Annotated in this window: 10 protein-coding genes; 3 read left to right on the top strand and 7 right to left on the bottom strand. The window is 69.3% G+C overall.

Annotation, left to right across the window (positions count from 1 at the left end):
- Positions 1-14: 14 nt before the first annotated feature.
- The 3 genes from SK854_RS15100 to SK854_RS15090 form a co-directional block, all read right to left on the bottom strand.
- Entirely contained in the window at positions 15-1,409 is a 1,395-nt protein-coding gene (locus SK854_RS15100) for a P-loop NTPase family protein (protein ID WP_319975711.1), read from the bottom strand.
- Positions 1,406-3,205: a dynamin family protein gene (locus SK854_RS15095; RefSeq protein ID WP_319975710.1), complete on the bottom strand. Its 1,800-nt coding sequence runs from the start codon at positions 3,203-3,205 to the stop codon at positions 1,406-1,408. Before SK854_RS15095 ends, SK854_RS15100 begins: the two co-directional genes overlap by 4 nt.
- A 197-nt stretch (positions 3,206-3,402) precedes the next feature.
- The gene (locus SK854_RS15090) at positions 3,403-4,293 is read right to left on the bottom strand and encodes an IniB N-terminal domain-containing protein (protein WP_319975709.1); all 891 of its coding nucleotides are present in this window, start codon (positions 4,291-4,293) and stop codon (positions 3,403-3,405) included.
- A 220-nt stretch (positions 4,294-4,513) separates the two neighbouring features.
- Here SK854_RS15090 and SK854_RS15085 point away from each other — a divergent pair, with 220 nt between their 5' ends.
- The 3 genes from SK854_RS15085 to SK854_RS15075 all read left to right on the top strand — a co-directional run bounded on the left by SK854_RS15085 (position 4,514) and on the right by SK854_RS15075 (position 10,369).
- The gene (locus SK854_RS15085; protein ID WP_319975708.1) at positions 4,514-5,731 is read left to right on the top strand and encodes an Hsp70 family protein; all 1,218 of its coding nucleotides are present in this window, start codon (positions 4,514-4,516) and stop codon (positions 5,729-5,731) included.
- 2 nt (positions 5,732-5,733) lie between these two features.
- The gene (locus tag SK854_RS15080) at positions 5,734-8,046 is read left to right on the top strand and encodes a helix-turn-helix transcriptional regulator (RefSeq protein WP_319975707.1); all 2,313 of its coding nucleotides are present in this window, start codon (positions 5,734-5,736) and stop codon (positions 8,044-8,046) included.
- A 268-nt stretch (positions 8,047-8,314) separates the two neighbouring features.
- Positions 8,315-10,369, top strand: coding sequence for a diguanylate cyclase domain-containing protein (locus tag SK854_RS15075; protein ID WP_319975706.1), 2,055 nt, complete (start codon positions 8,315-8,317; stop codon positions 10,367-10,369).
- Here SK854_RS15075 and SK854_RS15070 read toward each other — a convergent pair.
- The 4 genes from SK854_RS15070 to SK854_RS15055 form a co-directional block, all read right to left on the bottom strand.
- Positions 10,344-10,841, bottom strand: a complete 498-nt coding sequence (locus tag SK854_RS15070; RefSeq protein WP_319975705.1) for a DUF2165 domain-containing protein — start codon at positions 10,839-10,841, stop codon at positions 10,344-10,346. The two genes, SK854_RS15075 and SK854_RS15070, sit on opposite strands and share 26 nt — an antisense overlap.
- A gap of 61 nt (positions 10,842-10,902) precedes the next feature.
- Positions 10,903-11,289 carry a WD40 repeat domain-containing protein gene (locus SK854_RS15065; protein WP_319975704.1) on the bottom strand — a complete coding sequence of 129 codons (387 nt, stop codon included), beginning with the start codon at positions 11,287-11,289 and terminating at the stop codon, positions 10,903-10,905.
- Between the two features lie 3 nt (positions 11,290-11,292).
- Entirely contained in the window at positions 11,293-14,733 is a 3,441-nt protein-coding gene (locus SK854_RS15060) for an nSTAND1 domain-containing NTPase (protein WP_319975703.1), read from the bottom strand.
- Between the two features lie 261 nt (positions 14,734-14,994).
- Positions 14,995-15,894: an LCP family protein gene (locus SK854_RS15055; RefSeq protein ID WP_319975702.1), complete on the bottom strand. Its 900-nt coding sequence runs from the start codon at positions 15,892-15,894 to the stop codon at positions 14,995-14,997.

The following is a 15,894-nucleotide window of genomic DNA, read 5'->3' as shown; positions in this document are numbered from 1 at the left end:
GCGACCATCGTGCCTCAGCTGAACTGGGGGAGTAGCCCCTCGCACGTGCGGACCACGATCTGGGCGGCCTTCCGATGCTCATGTGGCGCGTGCACGTCCGCGGCCTGCGCCTGCCACCGGACCAGCGCGTCGAGCAGGGCCTCGCGCAACTCCCGCGCGTCGGCCTCGTACTCGAAACCCAGTCGTGCCAACGGAGCGACGCCCTCGGCGCCGATGATCCGCAGCGCCTCGGCCTGCAGTTCGGCGGGCAGCTTCGTCCGTCCGGACTGCAGCGCCGCCACGAGTCGCAGCTCGCGGAAGTCGTGCGCGGAGGCGACGACCCGTTCGAGGTCGACCATCAGCTTGCGGGCGTTCTGCCGCGGCTCCATCCGGAACAGCACGTCGAGCGCCAGCAACGCCGAGCGCGCCTTGAGGATCTCGCGGCGCTCGACGAAGTGGACCGCGATCGAGTCGCGCAGCTCGCCGAGCCCGCTGCGCTGCACCAGCTGGCCGGTCAGCTTCACCTGCGAGTCGAAGCCCTGCCTGATCAACGCGGTGATCAGGCGGACGCCGAAGATCCCGAACCGCTCCAGCAACGCCTGCCGCACGGCCGGTTCCATCGTCAGCGGGAACTGCTCGCCGGCGAACCGGTCCGCCGACAGCAGGTGGTCCTCCAGCTCCTCGCGGCCCAGCGACGACAGCACGCGCAACGCCGCGAACTCGTCCTCCCGCAACGTCTTCGCGGCCACCGCCAGCAGCCCGGCGACCGAGACCACGTTCTGGCACAACGGTTCCACGGCCACGTCACGGCGGTAGCGGCGGGCGATCTGCTTGGCGGACGACAGCGCGTCGATCCGCCCTGCCCCGATCTCGTCGGCACGGGCGAGCACCGCGACCGTGTGCACGGCGGCGGTGCGGGCGATCGGGTGGTCGTTGGCGGACTGCAGGAACTTCAGGTCCTCGTCCTGCACGTGCCGCATCAGGTACAGCAACGCGTCCGCGTCGCCGAGCACCTGCTCCGGCGTGGCCTCGGACGGGGTGTCGATCAGCACGACGTCGCGCAACGTCCGCGCGGGCCAGTCGACGACGATTCGGTCGGCCCGGTCGAACTGGCCGGTCTCGACGTGGTGGCGGCTGCCCCGCCTGCCGATCGGGACGTCGTGCGGCCGGCCGGGTCCGGCGAACACCTGCGCGCGCGGTTCGGTGCCGCCGCGGTACCAGACGAACGAGCTCTGCGGCGTGAACTCGTCACCGACCAGAGCGTTGACCACAGTGGACTTGCCGATCCGGGACCGGCCGGCCACCGCGATCCGCACGGGTTCGGTGTAGCGCTCGACGTGCGAGCGCAGCCAGGCCGTGGCGCGGGGGCTGTCGCGGTACACACTCAGCGCCTCTTGCAGCATCGACCAGACGACGCGGTCCAATGTCACGCGGTGAGCTCCATCGCCGGACCCCCGAGTGCCTGTACCCGCTTGTAGAGCGTGACGAGTTTGTCCAGCTCCTTGCGGCCTTCCCGCATCCGGCGCTCGCGTTCGGTCTGGTCGTCCTGCACCGCGCGCTTGGCGCTGCGGGCCGACTCCAGCAACGTCTCCTGCAGCTCTTCCGCGAGCGTGCTGAAGTGGTTGCGCAGCGAACGCTGGATGTGCCGCCCGGAATCGCGGACGTCCTTGGAGAACTTCATGAAGAAGTCGTCCACGTGCCGTTGCGCGGCGGCCTTCGCCGCTGCCTGACGGCGCTTCAGCCGTTGGTCGCTCTCGTCCAAAATGGACTTTCCGCCGAACAGCGCGCCGGCGCCGAGCGAGATCACGTTGATCAGCGGCATGCCCGCCAGCGAGGTGACCAGGCCGAACATCAGCACGCCGCCGTAGGAGCCGCGCAGACCGGTGAAGAGCTTCTGCGGCACCGAGAACGGCTCGATCTTCGGCTTCTCCAGCTTGCTCACCGGTTCGAGCAGGTCGTCCGGCAGCACCGAGCCGGGGATCAGGTCCTCGCGGTAGACCGGGAAGTTCTTGGCGACCTTCGTGGCCACCCACTCCGCGCGTTCCATCAGCCAGGCGAAGTTCGTGGTGGCGGCCTCGTTGAGGTTGTCCTCCAGCCACTGCTCGAACTTGTCCCAGCCGATCGCGGGGTCGGCCTCGTCGTAGGTCTTGTCGACCTCGCGCAGGATCTTGCGGGTCCGGTCGCGGAGGTCGTACTCGACGTCGGAGATCAGGTCGGCCATCTCGTCGTTGAGCACGTTCTGCCAGCGCGCGGACCGGCGCCGCAGCTCGTCGACGCGGCGCTGGGCCTCCTGCAGCGTCGAGATCGTGGCGACCGTGTGGGACGAGTCGTGCGCCGTCAGCTCCTCGCGCAACGGCGTGACCAGCTGAGTGATCGCACTCGAAGCGACGACGGCGACGGCTCGGCGGGCCAGCAGCTCGGCGCTCGCCACGATGTCGCTCTGCACGCACGTCACCAGCTCCGGGAACCCGGACTCGGCGTTGAGCCGCTGGTCGCCGGTCTTCGCGGCGCGCAGCCTGAGCGCGCTCGACACCGGGATGAGCTTCGCGCGGACGCCGGCGCGGGCGAGCAGCGCCCGGTTGCGTTCCACGACGCTGCGCCAGCTCGGCACGAGGTCGATCTTGGTGACGACCACCGTGACGTTCGGGCAGGCCTCCATGACCTTCTTGAGCAGCGTCATCTCCGCCGACGTCAGCTCGCCGGTCGCGTCGGACACCAGCAGCACGGCGTCGGCCTGCATCAGCGTCGCGAACGTGCTGGCGGTGTGCGCGGACCGGGTGTCGCCGACGCCGGGGGTGTCGATCAGGACCAGGCCGCTGTCGAGCAGCGCGCGCGGAATGCCGATCTCGGCCCGCACGACGTGCTGCGCGGCGGCCTGTTTCGTCACCTGGTCGATCGGCACGGCGATGCGCTCGGTCGGTGTGTGGAAGATCGATCCGCCCGCGGACGCGTTGCGGACCAGCGCCGCAGACGGGGTGTCGGCGTGCTGGACGAAGGTCGGCACAGTCGTCGTGATGTCGTCGCCCACCGCGCAGACGGGGGCGTTGAGCAACGCGTTGACGAGCTGGCTCTTGCCTTGTTTGGACTCGCCGACGACGAGAACGCGCAACTTCGGGTCGAGTTGCTGTGCCCGCTTTTCGCGCAGCCGGGCCTCCAGATCGGGCCTCCGGTGCGTGACGCAGGCCCCGATCGTCTCGTCGAGCACGTCGAGCCAGGGCGGTGCCATCACCTGACTCATAGTGCCGTGTTCACCCCCTTGGGTGAAAGCCTCGAACGCAATACCGGTTTTGTTCGGGCAGATGGGGCTGTTCGGGAGGGCGGTGACGTTCCTCACCGTGGGGCCGCGCTGATCGTTTTGTCAGGAGAGACGACGAACCGGCCCCGTCTGCTTGAGACAGGGCCGGTCCGCGTGGGGAGGGTGGCTCAGCCGAGCAGGCCCAGGTCCAGGTCGCCGACGACCGGGACGTTGTGCGTGACGTCGGTGACGGTGCCGAGCACGTTGCCCACACCGTGGTCGCCCGTCGCGGAGCCGGCGACACCGGTCGCCGTGCCGACGAGGCCGGTCGCGGTGTTCGTGACCTGGCCGACGGTGTCCAGGGAGTGCAGGCCGACGTCGCCGTTGCCCAGGTCGTCCAGGCCGCTCGTGTTCAGCACGCCCAGGCTGACGTCGCCGCCGCCCAGCACGCCCAGGGCGTCGTGGCCGAGGCCCGTCACGCCGCCGAGCTGGCCGAGGATGCCGTCGACACCGGGAACGGTCGAGGTGACGCCGTCCAGCGGCGCGTCGACGGTCGCGGTGGCGGTGTCGGCCACGTCGAGGACGGTGCCGGTCAGCGGGGACGCGGTCTGGTCGAGGACCGAGGTCACGTCGCTGACGGCCGAGAAGTCGCCGTCGAGGCCCAGGCCGACGCGGGAGTACTCACCGAGGGTGCTGTTCTCCGCGGCGAGCTTGAAGCCGTCGCCGTTGGCCGCGAGCATGCCGGCCGAGGACGTCTGCAGGTCGGTGAGGCTCACGCCCGACGAGGTCAGCTGAGACGCGACCGCCTGCAGCTGGCTGATGGCGCCGAGCGGGCCGTCCGCGAGGAGGGCGTCGGTGGGCAGGGTCAGGTCCACACCGTCGATGGCGGGCAGGCCAGCGGGGGTGGCGGGCAGCAGGTCGATCACCAGCGGGATGACCTCCTGCACGTCGACGGCCGTGATGTCGGCCAGGCCAGCCTGCTCCAGGGTGCCCTGAGCGTCGGCCGCGAACGCGTCCTTGAGCGACGGGTCGCTGAGCAGGTTGAGCACGAAGTCGTGGAGCGTGCTGGGCTGGGTCATCTGAGGGCACTCCTGTTGAGACGCGGATGTCGTTCGGGGTGTGTGGCTGAAAGTTATGAGAGCGAGGCCGTCACCTGCATCGGGGATCACTCCCAGTGAATCCCCGTTCCCCAATGGGGTGACGGTCGTTGACCCCCTAGGGGATTAGGGGCCTCGCTTGAGCGTCTCTTGTTCACCCGTGTAGGTACTGGTCGCTGCTGCGAACAGGTGAGGAAGAGACTTGGCGTACGTACTCGGAGTCGATGTCGGGACCACCCGGACGACGGCTGCCGTGTGCCGCCTCGACGGTGCCCGGGATGCCGAGATCGCCCTCGTGGTGCCCTCGTTCTTGCAGCTCACGGACGCAGGAACGTTCACGGTCGGCGAGCGCGGCGCGGCCGGGTGGACGGCCTCCGGTTTCGCCCGCCGGATCGGTGACGCGGTGCCGTTCGCGCTGGGTCCGGAGGTGTGCACGGCCGAGGAGCTCACCGCGTTGCTGATCATGTGGGTCGTCGGGGAGGTTGTCGCCCGAGAGGGTGAACAGCCCCGTCACCTGGCCGTGAGCCACCCGGCCGGGTGGGGCCCCTATCGCCGCGGCCAGCTCTACGCGGCGTTGCGGGCCGTGGGCGTGCACGACGTGACGTTGGTGCCAGAGCCGTTGGCGGCGGCCGAGAACCACGCCGTGCGTTCCCGTGTCATGCCTGACGCGTCGTTGGCGGTGTTCTCGCTGGGCAGTCACGCGTTCTCCGCGTCGGTCGTCCGGTGTGCGCAGAAACGGACGTTCGAGCTGGTCAACCACATCGACGGCGTCGACCACCGCACCGGTGCCGATTTCGACGACCTGCTGCGGGGACTGGTGCGAGGCCGGCTCGGCAAGGACGGCCTCGTGTCGTCCGCCGAGTGCGAGGCGGCGAAGCGGGCGTTCGGCCCGTCCGGTCAGTCCGTGGTGGTCAGCGGCGTGGAGATCGCGCGGGACGAGTTCGTGGACGAGATCCGGCCGTCCGTCGACCACCTGGTCGGCACTTTCGTCCGTGCCCTGGGCACCGTGCAGCCCGACGCCGTGCTGCTCGTCGGCGGAGGCTGCCGGATGCCCGTGATCGGCGACGCGCTGTCGTCCGCGGTCGACTGCCGCGTGCTGGCCGAGGCCGCCCCCGAGCACTCGGTCGCCAAGGGCCTCGCGGTCGCCGCGCGCCTGGTGCTGATGGGTCCCGAGGCCGAACCGGCCCCGCTCGACACGTCGGTGCTGGTGCACACCCGCGAAGCGTCGTTGCGCTTCCCCGTCGGCGAGGTCCCGAACCCCGACGACGACGAGTTCTCCGCGCCACCGCCCCGCCCGCCGGTGGACGTGTCCCCGCTGGAGCTGCCGCCGAGGCGGGTGAAGCGCGTCGCGAGCGCGCTCAAGCCCGCCGGACGCCGCTCCGGCTCCCGATCCCGAGACGATGATGAGGACGGCCGTTGAGCGTGACCACGCGAGCCAGGTTGGTGCTGGACGCCCCAGTGCGGGGCGTTCTCGACCGGATCAACGACGCAGCCGCGGGTGACCGCCTGCGTGTTGTCGTTGCGGCGCCTGGTGGTTACGGCAAGACAGCGCTGCTTTCGGAGATCACCAACACCGCTGTGCGCGTGGTCGACGACGCGCACCTGCTGGACGATGCTTCGTTGCGCGCACTTGCCTCCGAACCGCTTTTGGCGCTGGCCTACCGCCCGTGGCCGCGCCGTGCGTTGCTCGCCGAACTGACCCGCGGCGCGGTCGTCGTGCCGTTGGAGCCGCTTTCCCGCGAGTCAGTTCGCGAACTGCTGAACGCTCCCAAGGCTGTTGCCGACTTCGTGTTCGCGCAGACCGGCGGCGTGCCTCTGTTCGTGGAGCGTCTTGGCGCTGCCGCTGAGGTCTCTTCCGACGTGCTGAGTGCGTTCCGTGCCGAACTCGACTGGCTCGACCCCGACCTGCAGAAGTTCCTGCTGGCCGCCGAAGCCGGGGCCGCCCAGCGCCTTGACCTGCTGTCCGCGTTGCTGGACAAGGACTTCGACGAGGTCAGCGACATCATCGAGGCAGCCAGGGCCACCGGCCTGCTCGCCGAGGACGGCACCCTGCTGCCGCTCGCTTCGCGGGCTGTGGGGTCGTTGACCCGTGCTGAGCGGCGGATCGCGGTGCGGCAGAAGCTGGCCCAGCTCCAGCTCGACCGCGGCGGTCCCGTTCTGGAGTTGGTGCGGCCTTTGCTCGACACCGGCATCGGCGGGCCCGTGTTCGTCGCCGCTGCTCGTGAGGCTTTGGCTTCGGATCCCGCTCTTGCGGCTCGGCTGTTCAAGGCCTCGACCGGGGGTGGCGTTCCCGCTGCCGAGACCGCCGCTTCGTGGGCGACGGCGTCGGCGATGGCGGGCGATCTGGACGGTGCTCTTCGCCTTGCCGACCAGGTCATCAGCGTCGCCGATTCGCCGCATCGCCGGACCGCGGCCGAGGTGGCGGCTGTCGCCTTGGCCCACCGCGGTCAGTTGGCGCGCAGCACCGAGTTGTTCCGCTGGGCCGCCACTCCCTATGCGGCTGCCTTTGCCGGGATCGGGCTGATCGGCACCGGGCATCTGTTCGAGGAGACGCCTCCGCAGCCGCCGACGATGCTCGGTGGTGCGGCTTCGCTGATGTTGCAGGGGGTTCGGCAGTCGGTTGTCGGTGCCGAGACCGCTGCACTGTCCACTTTGGTCCGTGCTTCGTCGATGCTCGAACCTGCTGGTGGTGCGGTGTTGTTGCCGGACAGCCCGGCTGCGTTGGCTGCGCTGGTCGCGGTGCACTGCGGTGAGCCGAACGTGGCCGAGTCGGTGCTGGATCGTGCGGTCGAGACCGGTACCGGTGGCGTGCTGATGTCCGTGCGGCACCGGTTGTTGCAGGCTTGGCTGCACATGCTGCGCGGGAACCTGGCCGTGGCTCGCGAGACGTTGATGTCCGTTCGCGGGGCTTTTGAACCCCGCGACTGGATCTTCGCGGTGGCCCTCGAGGTTGGTGTTGCCCGGCGGAACTCCGACCTGGCCACGTTGCGGCGGACCTGGGAGCAGGCCTGTGAGGCTGTTCTTCGGCATCCGGTGGATCTGTTCAGCCTGCTGCCGTTGGGGGAGTTCGCCGCGGCTGCTGCTCGATTGAGGGATCACGAGCGGCTGGCGCCACATCTTGCACAGGCATCGTCGCTGTTGCGGGCGTTGGGGAATCCGCCGTTGTGGGCCACGCAGCTGCATTGGAGTTTGCTGCACGCGGCGATCATTGATGAGAACACCGCTGCTGCTGAGGAGCATGCGGCCGCGTTGGCCGTTCATCGGGAGCGGAGCCGGTACTGCGCGATTCTGTCCGCGGCCGCCGAGTGCTGGCTGGACGTGGTGGCCGGCGAGGTCGACGCTGATCGGGTCGAGGAAGCCGCTCGCGGGTTGCACGCGGTCGGGCTGTGGTGGGATGCCTCCCGGTTGGCCGGGCAGGCCGCGATCCGGACTTCCGATCGGCAGGCGATGGTTCGGTTGCTGGACTGTGCCCGGTTGTTGCAGGGGCGGCCCGTTTCTGTCCGGCGTGGGGCCGAGGACGCCGCTCCGGTCGTCGAGGACGCCGGGAAGCTGAGTGATCGGGAGCGGGAGGTGGCTCAGTTGGTGGTGGAAGGGATGACCTACAAGCAGGTGGGGGATCGGTTGTTCATCTCCGCCAAGACCGTTGAGCACCACATGGCTCGGATGAGGCAGCGGCTGGGGTCCACGTCGCGGTCGGATCTGCTGGCTCAGTTGCGGCACATCATCGGGAGCTGACGCCTTCGGCTTCGCGTCGATCATGGGCTGGTCGTGAGGCTTGGTGCTCGTCCGCCGTTCGTCGTCGTGAACCCTCCGCTGGCCGCGTATAGCCCGATCGAGGGTCGAGGGTTGGGCTTGTCCGTGAGAAAATTGGTTCGATCGAGCGAGTAAAGGCTGTAACGCTCAGAGATGGCTATGCCCCCGTTGGGGGGAACGGCGCCGCGCATTGGGACGGTGTGGTTTGCTGGCGGTAGGCTTCCGCACCGTTGCTCGCCGAGCAGGTCAGGTGGATCGATTGCCGAGCCAGGACGACGCGAGACCGTCACGTCCGGTGGGACGCGACGCGTTGGCGCGCGACTGGGCGATCAAGGTCAGTCGTACTGCATACATACCGCTGTCTGCTGCGAAGCTGACGGAGGAGCTGCACGAGCTGCTCAACCTGGTGGCTGAGGCGCTCGTCGGGGATCCCCAGGTGGCCTCGCTGGTCGGCACTCGGCTGGTGGAGATCCACTGCGTCGGCGCTGAGAGCCTGCGGGAGTCCATCGAGGTTCTCGCGCTGTTCGTCGTGCAGGAGGGGGCCGACGCTCGGCAGGCCGCGCTGGTGATCGGGGCTGTTTCGGCTGCTTACACCGGGGCGATTCAGGCGTTCGTCCTGGAGCAGCAGGAGAGTGTCAGTCAGGCTCTGTTGCGGGCGAATCGGGCTGTGCAGCTGGATTTGCAGGCCAGCGAGGAGCGGTTCGAGGACATTTTCGCGCATTCCTCCACCGGTATTGCGATGGTCGGGCTCGACGGAGAACTGATTCGGGCCAACGAGGCGTTGTGCACCATTCTTCGGCGTGAAGATGTTGCCGGGATGACGCTCGCGGATTTGATCGCGCCCGCTGATCTGCCGCTCATCAACGACGCGCTGGCCGGCCTGCGGTACGGGCGGATGCGGCGGGTCGAGGAGCGGCCCCGGCTGATCGATCGCGATGGTGAGCACTTCCGGGTGTTGCTCGCGGCCACCGTGCAGAAGGATCCCGAGGACAAGCCGCAGCACTTCGTCGTGATGATCGACGACGACAGCCAGCTCACGTTGCTCGGTGGGCGGTTGCAGTACCAGTCGTTGCACGACGCGCTGACCGGGTTGCCGAACCGGCAGTACCTCACGACGCGGCTGGAGTCGTTGCTGCACAGCGACATCGAGTACGGCGTGACGTTGTACCACCTCGATCTCGACGCCTTCGCGGTGATCACGGACGGCCTTGGGCGCGAGATCGGAGACAAGGTGCTCAAGCTCGTCGCGGAACGGCTCAGTTCGGTGTTCTCCGCCGAGAAGGCGATGGTCGCCCGGCTTGAGAGCGACGAGTTCGCCGTGCTCGTCGAGAACGGGCCCGAGACGCCGGACGTCGACACGACGATTCGGACGATCGAGCACGAACTGGCCGAGCCCGTGTACTTCGGAGAGCACGGGGTCGCGGTGTCGGCGTCGATCGGGGTGCTGCCCCGGCTGCATCCCGGCGATCATCCCGCCGAGGTGTTGCGGGCCTCGGACATGACGTTGCGGCGTGCCCAGCGCAGCGGGCGGCGCCAGTGGGGGCTGCAGGACGCCACCCAGGACAAGCGGGAGCAGGAGGAGTTCGCTCTTGCCGCCGTGATGCCCGGCGCCTGGGAGAACGGCGACATCGAGGTCGTGTTCAACCCCGTCATGAAGCTCGACGGGTCGGCGCGGGTCTGCGTCGAGGCCGAGCTGAACTGGCGGCATCGCGACGTCGGGCTGATCGCGCACGAGAAGTGCGTCGGGATGGCCGAGCACACCGGGCTGATGTTGCCGCTCGGCGAGTGGATGTTGCGGACGGCCGCCGAGTCCGCGTGCCGGTACGAGGAGATGCTCGCGGTCTGCCTCACGGAGAGCATGGCGAACAGCCCGGACCTCGTGCGCGACGTGCGGCGCGTGCTCGCGGACACCGGCTTACCGGCGGGGCGGTTGTTGCTCGGCTTTCCGGTGCACGTGCTCGCGTCCGAGGACAGCGAGGCAGCCGACAACCTGGAACTGCTCTCCGACATGGGCATCCACATCGGCGCGCGCGACTTCTCCGGTTCCACCGCGGAGATCGAGCTCGTCCGGTCGCTCGGCGTGGCGGCCGTGCGGGTGAAGGGGCGTTGCCAGAAGCCGGACGAGTTGGTGTCGCACGTGCTCAGCGACCTCTTCGGGTTCGTGCACGAGGCCGGTGGGCTCGTCGTGATCGACTCGATCGAGGACGCTGAGCAGCGCGACTGGTGGAGTGGGCTGGGCGCCGACGCCGGCGTCGGACCCGTGTTCTGCGTGGAGCCGACTACGGAGTGGCCCGACGCGGGCTGAGGTGCACGAGGATCAGCGCGAAGCCCGCGATGGTCACCATCCGCAGGGCCGCGCCGATGCCGTTCCAGTCCTTCGACTGCCACATCGCGAACCACTCGCCGCCGACGGTGATGAAGCCGCCCAGGAACAGCGCCACGATCATCAGCAGACCGGCGGACGCGAACTTGCGCGCGCTGTCCTCCTTGTCGCGGACGTAGGCGACGGTGCCCGCGGTCAGCAGCACCGCGGAGATCGCCTCCCACAGGATGATCACGACGTAGACGATCGTGACGACGGCGGGGCTCGTGATCGCCCGCCACTTCAGCCCCTCGCCGAACGTGGTGTCCATCGCGAGGACGTGCTTCACGAACGCCTCGTTCGTGCCGTAGTCCGTGACGTTGCCGAGCACCACGAGAATCATGTTGAGGGCGATGAACCCGACGGTCACCGCGACGACCGCGCGCAAGCTGCCGACCCGAGCAAGAAGACGCATGAAGCGGACAGTAATCGATGAGGTGCTGTCGGTGAGACGGGTTTGCGTCGGTTGAGCACCGTCAGCAGGGGGCGTGGAACTCCACCTGGGGCAGGCGGCTCTGCCACAGTTGCTCGGTGAGCGCGCCCCGTGTGGTGGCGCAGATGCGTTCGGCCTCGTGCGAGACGTCGATGTCCCACAGGCGCAGCAGGCCGTCGCCCCCGCCCGACAGCACCAGCGTCCGGCTGTTCGGTCTGAAGAGGACGTTCGGCTCGGCGCCGGACGCGAGCGCCATCGGCTGGCCGAGAGGGGTTGCCCTGGCGGGATTTCCGATGTCCCACAACCGGAACGTCTTGTCCGCACTGGCGCTCGCGAGCGTCTTCCCGTCCGGCGTCACCGCGAGCGAGAAGACCTGCTGCGTCTGCCCGGTGAGCACGCTGAGCGCCACCGGCTTCTCCCGGTCGCGCACGTCTCACAGCCGGATCGCCTTGTCGGCGCCGCCGGTGATCAGCTTGGTGCCGTCCGGCGTGAAGATGACGCGCTGCACCGGTTCGTGGTGGTCCTCCACCGGTGTGCCGAGCAGACGCGGTCTCGCGGGATCGGCCATGTCCCACAGCCGGAACATGCGGTCGCTGCTCGCGGTCACCATGGTCCTGCCGTCAGGGCTGAACGTCGTGTCGTTGACGTACCCGTCGTGCCCGGTCAGCGGCTCGCCCAGCTTCACCGGTCGCGCGGGATCGCTCACGTTCCACAGTTGCACCGACTCGTCGTCGCCACCGGTCACCATGATCTTGTTGTCGGGGGAGAAGACGAGCTGGTTGGTGAACCGCGTGCTGAGCGTGATCAACGGCGTGAGCGGCACGACGTGCGCGGGATCGCTCGTGTCCCACAACTGAAGCGACTTCTCGCCCGCCAACGCGCCGAGCACCTTGCCGTCCGGCCGGAGCTGCACCCGGACGGATCCCTTGTCGGGGCTGACCTTCACCGCTCCGAGGAACTTCGGCGTGAACGGGTCCGCGGTGTCCCAGAACCGCGCGGTCTTGCCGTCCTTGCCGCCGTTGCCGTCCGCGGTCACGAGCAGCTTGCCGTCCTCGCTGAACGACGTCACGCCCGCGTTCCCCGCGGGCACCGGGACCACGTGCCGCGGCAGCGACCACAGCCGCACCGAGTTCTCGCCCGCGCCGGTGGCCAGCGTCGCGCCGTCCGGGGAGAAACCGACCGCGAACACGCCACCGCTGGGCGCCGCGAGCGGTTTGCCGAGCTGCATCGCGTTGACCGGATCGGTGACGTTCCACAGCCGCGCGGTGCCGTCGACCGCCCCGGAGGCGAGCATCCGCCCGTCGGGGCTGAACTTCACCGACCACACGCCGCCGGTGTGGCCGACGAGCGGGTCGCCGATCGGTGCCTGCGTCACGGGATCCCACAGCCGCACCGTCGTGTCGTCGGCGGCGGACGCGAGGAGTTTCCCGTCCAGGCTGAACGTCACCGAGTGCACGCCGCCGGTGTGGCCGGTCATCGGCTTGCCCAGCGCCGTCCTGGTCGCGACGTCCCAGAGCCGGATCACCTGGTCGTCGCCGGACGTGGCGAGCGTTCTGCCGTCCGGGGTGAAGGCGAGCGTCCGCACCGCCGCGGTGGCGCCGCGCAGTGGTTCGCCGAGCGGTTGCGGGTCCGCGGGATCGCCGACGTTCCACAGCCGTGCGGTCTTGTCCTCGTTCGCCGCGGCCAGGATCTCGCCGTCGGGACTGAACTCCAGCAGGTAGCTGGTGCCGTTGCCGGTCTCGATCGTCTTGAGGTGCCGGGGACTCGCCCGGTCGGTGATGTCCCACAGCCGGATCGTCTTGTCGTTGCCGGTGGTGGCGAGCACCTTGCCGTCCGGGGAGAACACCGCGGAGGTGAGCCAGTCGGTGTGGCCGGTGATCACCGCGAGCGGCTTGGGGTTCGCGCGGTCCCGCACGTCCCACAGGCGGGCGGTCCGGTCGTAGCTGGCGGTCGCGAGCACGCTGCCGTCGGTGCTGAACGACGTCAGGTACACCGCGCCGGTGTGCCCCGGCAGCGGGACGGCCAGCGGCTTCTGCTGGTTCGCGAGCAGCTTGGAGCCCACGTCCAGGTCGTCCGGCCGCAACCGGTGGGCGGCGAGCAGCAGCTGGGCCGCCACCGACGCGTCCGTGTCGGCCAGCCGGTCCGCCTCGGCCACGATCTGGCGGAACACCGCGTCGTCACGCTGCCGCACGGCGATCACCGCGGCTCCGGCCGCGATCAGCGCGAAGATCACGACGAGGGAGATGGCGCTGCGGCGCAGCCAGACGCTCTTGCGGTGCTGGCGTTCGGACGTCCGCACGAACTCCTTGGCGATCGTGGTGACGTCCTGCTGCTGCCGCACTCCCTCCAGCCGTGCGCCGCGATAGAGCAGTGACGAGTCGCGGTCGTGCGTGGACCACGTCGCCGCGTCCTCTTCGAGCCGCTGCCGGGTCAGATTGCCCGCGCGGTCCTCGTCGATCCAGCTCCGGAGCCGGGGCCACGCCTGCAGCAACGCCTCGTGCGTGATCTCCACCGAGTCGGCGTCCATGGTGATCAGGCGGGCGTGCGTGAGGACTTCGAGCGCGCGTTCCGTCGCCGGGAGGTTCGTGCTCGCCTCCAGCAGGCTGCGGCGGCTGGAACGGCGGCGGGTGTCCTGGGTGTCGTCGCCGACCCTGACGAGGCGCAGCAGCAGCTGTCTCGCGGCGGCCCTCGCCGGTTCGTCGAGGTCTGACCAGGCACGTTCGGCGGTGGCGGCGACGGCGCCCTGGATGCCGCCGGCCGCCCGGTATCCGGCGATCGTGAGGCGGCCGGCCTGCCTGCGCTGCCACGTGACCAGCAGCGCGTGACTGAGCAGGGGAAGGGCGCCCGCGTCGTAGGCGTCCTTGCCGCGGCGGTTGTGCGTGCCGAGGTCGCGCAGCACGAGATCGACCAGACCGGTTTCCAGCTGCAGCCCGGCGGCCTTGGCCGGGTTCGTCACGGCGTCGCGCAGCTCGGCCGCGGACATCGCGCCGAGCACCATCTGCCTGGTCTGCAGGGCCTCGGCGAGCTCGGGGAAGTCGAGGCAGCGGGCGTAGAAGTCGGCCCGCACGCCGAGCACGACCGCCGTCTTCTCCGCTGCCGCGTGCAGGGCCTGCACGAAGATCCGCAACCGGTTCTCGTCGCCGCCGAGGGTGAACGCCTCCTCGAACTGGTCGACGATCACCACCCGCTCGCCGACCGCGGCCTGCACCTCGGGGGCGAAGTCGACGAGCCCGTCGGACTCGGCCGCGGACTCCAGCACGTGGATCAGCTCCGGCACCTGGAGCGCGAACTCCTTCAGCGGATCGGTGCCGGGCGAAATGATGACGGCCTCTTTGTTCAGCTGGGGGAGGACGCCCGCTTTCATCAAACTGGACTTGCCCGCGCCGGACGCGCCCACGAGTGTGGTGATGCCGTTGGCGTTCAGCCGGTCGAGAAGTAGGTTCGTCGCCCTTTCCCGGCCGAAGAACCAATTCGCGTCCTGCGGCCCGAATGCGCTCAGGCCCATGTACGGGCAGACGGAGTTGTCTTCCTGAGGGGGTGTGTCCGTTTCCGCGACGGGGCTCGCGAGCGCCTCTTCCCAGAGGGCGCGCCACGCGTCGAGGTCGTACAGGCCGTCGATCGAGGGCTGGGGCCTGCGCTTGCGGGCCTCGCCGACCAGGACCTCCAGGACCGCGCTCAGGCCGCTGAACCTGGCGGGGACGTTGCGCCCGCGCCGCCAGTCGCTGACCCGCTGGGCGGGCACGCGCAGAGGCCGGCCCTGTTCGTCCGTTCGGCGGGCACGGGTGACCGACTCCGTGACTCGCTTCAGAGGCGGGTCGCCTGCCTCCGCGTAGAGCAGCGCGAAGCGCTCCGCGAAGACGCCACGGGGTCCCAATCGGCCTCCTCCTCGTCCGGACCGGAAAACGTGGACCGCCCGTCTGAGCTGCGGCGCACGCACCGGACAGGTGGGTCAGAGGCCCACCATAACGAGGTGGTCTGACAACCTCGAATCCACGTCCTTCACGAGACTGGGAGACCGTCAAAGTGGCTGTGGCTGACTGGGGCAGAGCGTCCACGGCTGAGGAGTCCTGGGGGTCTCCTCAGCCGTGGCCCGCGGGTCCGCTTCCCGGCGAGTGGCAGGGCGCTGCCTGCTAGGTCAGGCGGCTTGCCACAGCTCGTCCGCTTCCGGCTGCTTGGGCTGGACCCGGTTCGGATCGGGCAGGTAGCTCTCGGTCGGCAGCGTCACGTACGTGATCGCGTCCGGTTTCAGCGCGGTGAGTTTTCCCGCGAGGTCGGCCAATTTGGGGATCGAACCGATTCCGGTGTCCGTGACGATGGATTTCGTGAGGATGTCGGCGAGCTGGAGTGTTTTCGCCGGGCTGGCGAGCCAGTTCTCATTCGCCAGTTTCTCGCTCAACGCCCGCATGAACAGTTGCTGGTTCTTGATGCGGTTCAGGTCGCTGCCGTCACCGATGCTGTAGCGGGTGCGCACGAATGCGAGCGCCTGGGTTCCGTCGAGCTTCGTCGGCCCGGCCGGCACGTGCAGCCCGCTCTTCTCGTCGTCGATCGCCTCGGGCATCGTGACGTCGATGCCGCCGAGCTTGTCGATGACGTCGCGGAAGCCGTTGAAGTCGATCTGCACGAAGTGGTCGATCCGGATGCCGCTCATCTGCTCGACCGTCGCCACCGTGCACGCGGCGCCGCCCGTGGAGAAGGCGCTGTTGAACATGGCGATCGCGGCCGGCGGGTTGGTCCCGCACTTCGGCCTCGGCACCATCGTGTCGCGCGGGATGCTGACCACGCGTGCCTGGTCGCCCTTCGCGTTCAGCTGCACGACCATGGCGGTGTCGGACCGCCCGTCGTCCTTGCCGATGAGGAGGATGTTGAGGGGCCGGCCAGGCGTCGACGGAGGCCTGGGGTGGGTGATCTCCGTGGAGAGATCGACGGTCTTGAGATTGCTCTCCAGCCGCCAGTAGGAGCCCCCGGCCACGACGCCCGTCGCGATGACCACGGCGGCCCCCGAGACCGCGAGCCATCGTTTCAAGTGGACGTTCAT

The sequence above is a fragment of the Lentzea sokolovensis genome (genome assembly GCF_033949975.1).
Taxonomy (GTDB): Bacteria; Actinomycetota; Actinomycetes; order Mycobacteriales; family Pseudonocardiaceae; genus Lentzea; species Lentzea sokolovensis.
The sequence above is the reverse complement of the archived record's forward strand: the minus strand, read 5'-3'. Positions and strand labels throughout refer to the sequence as shown.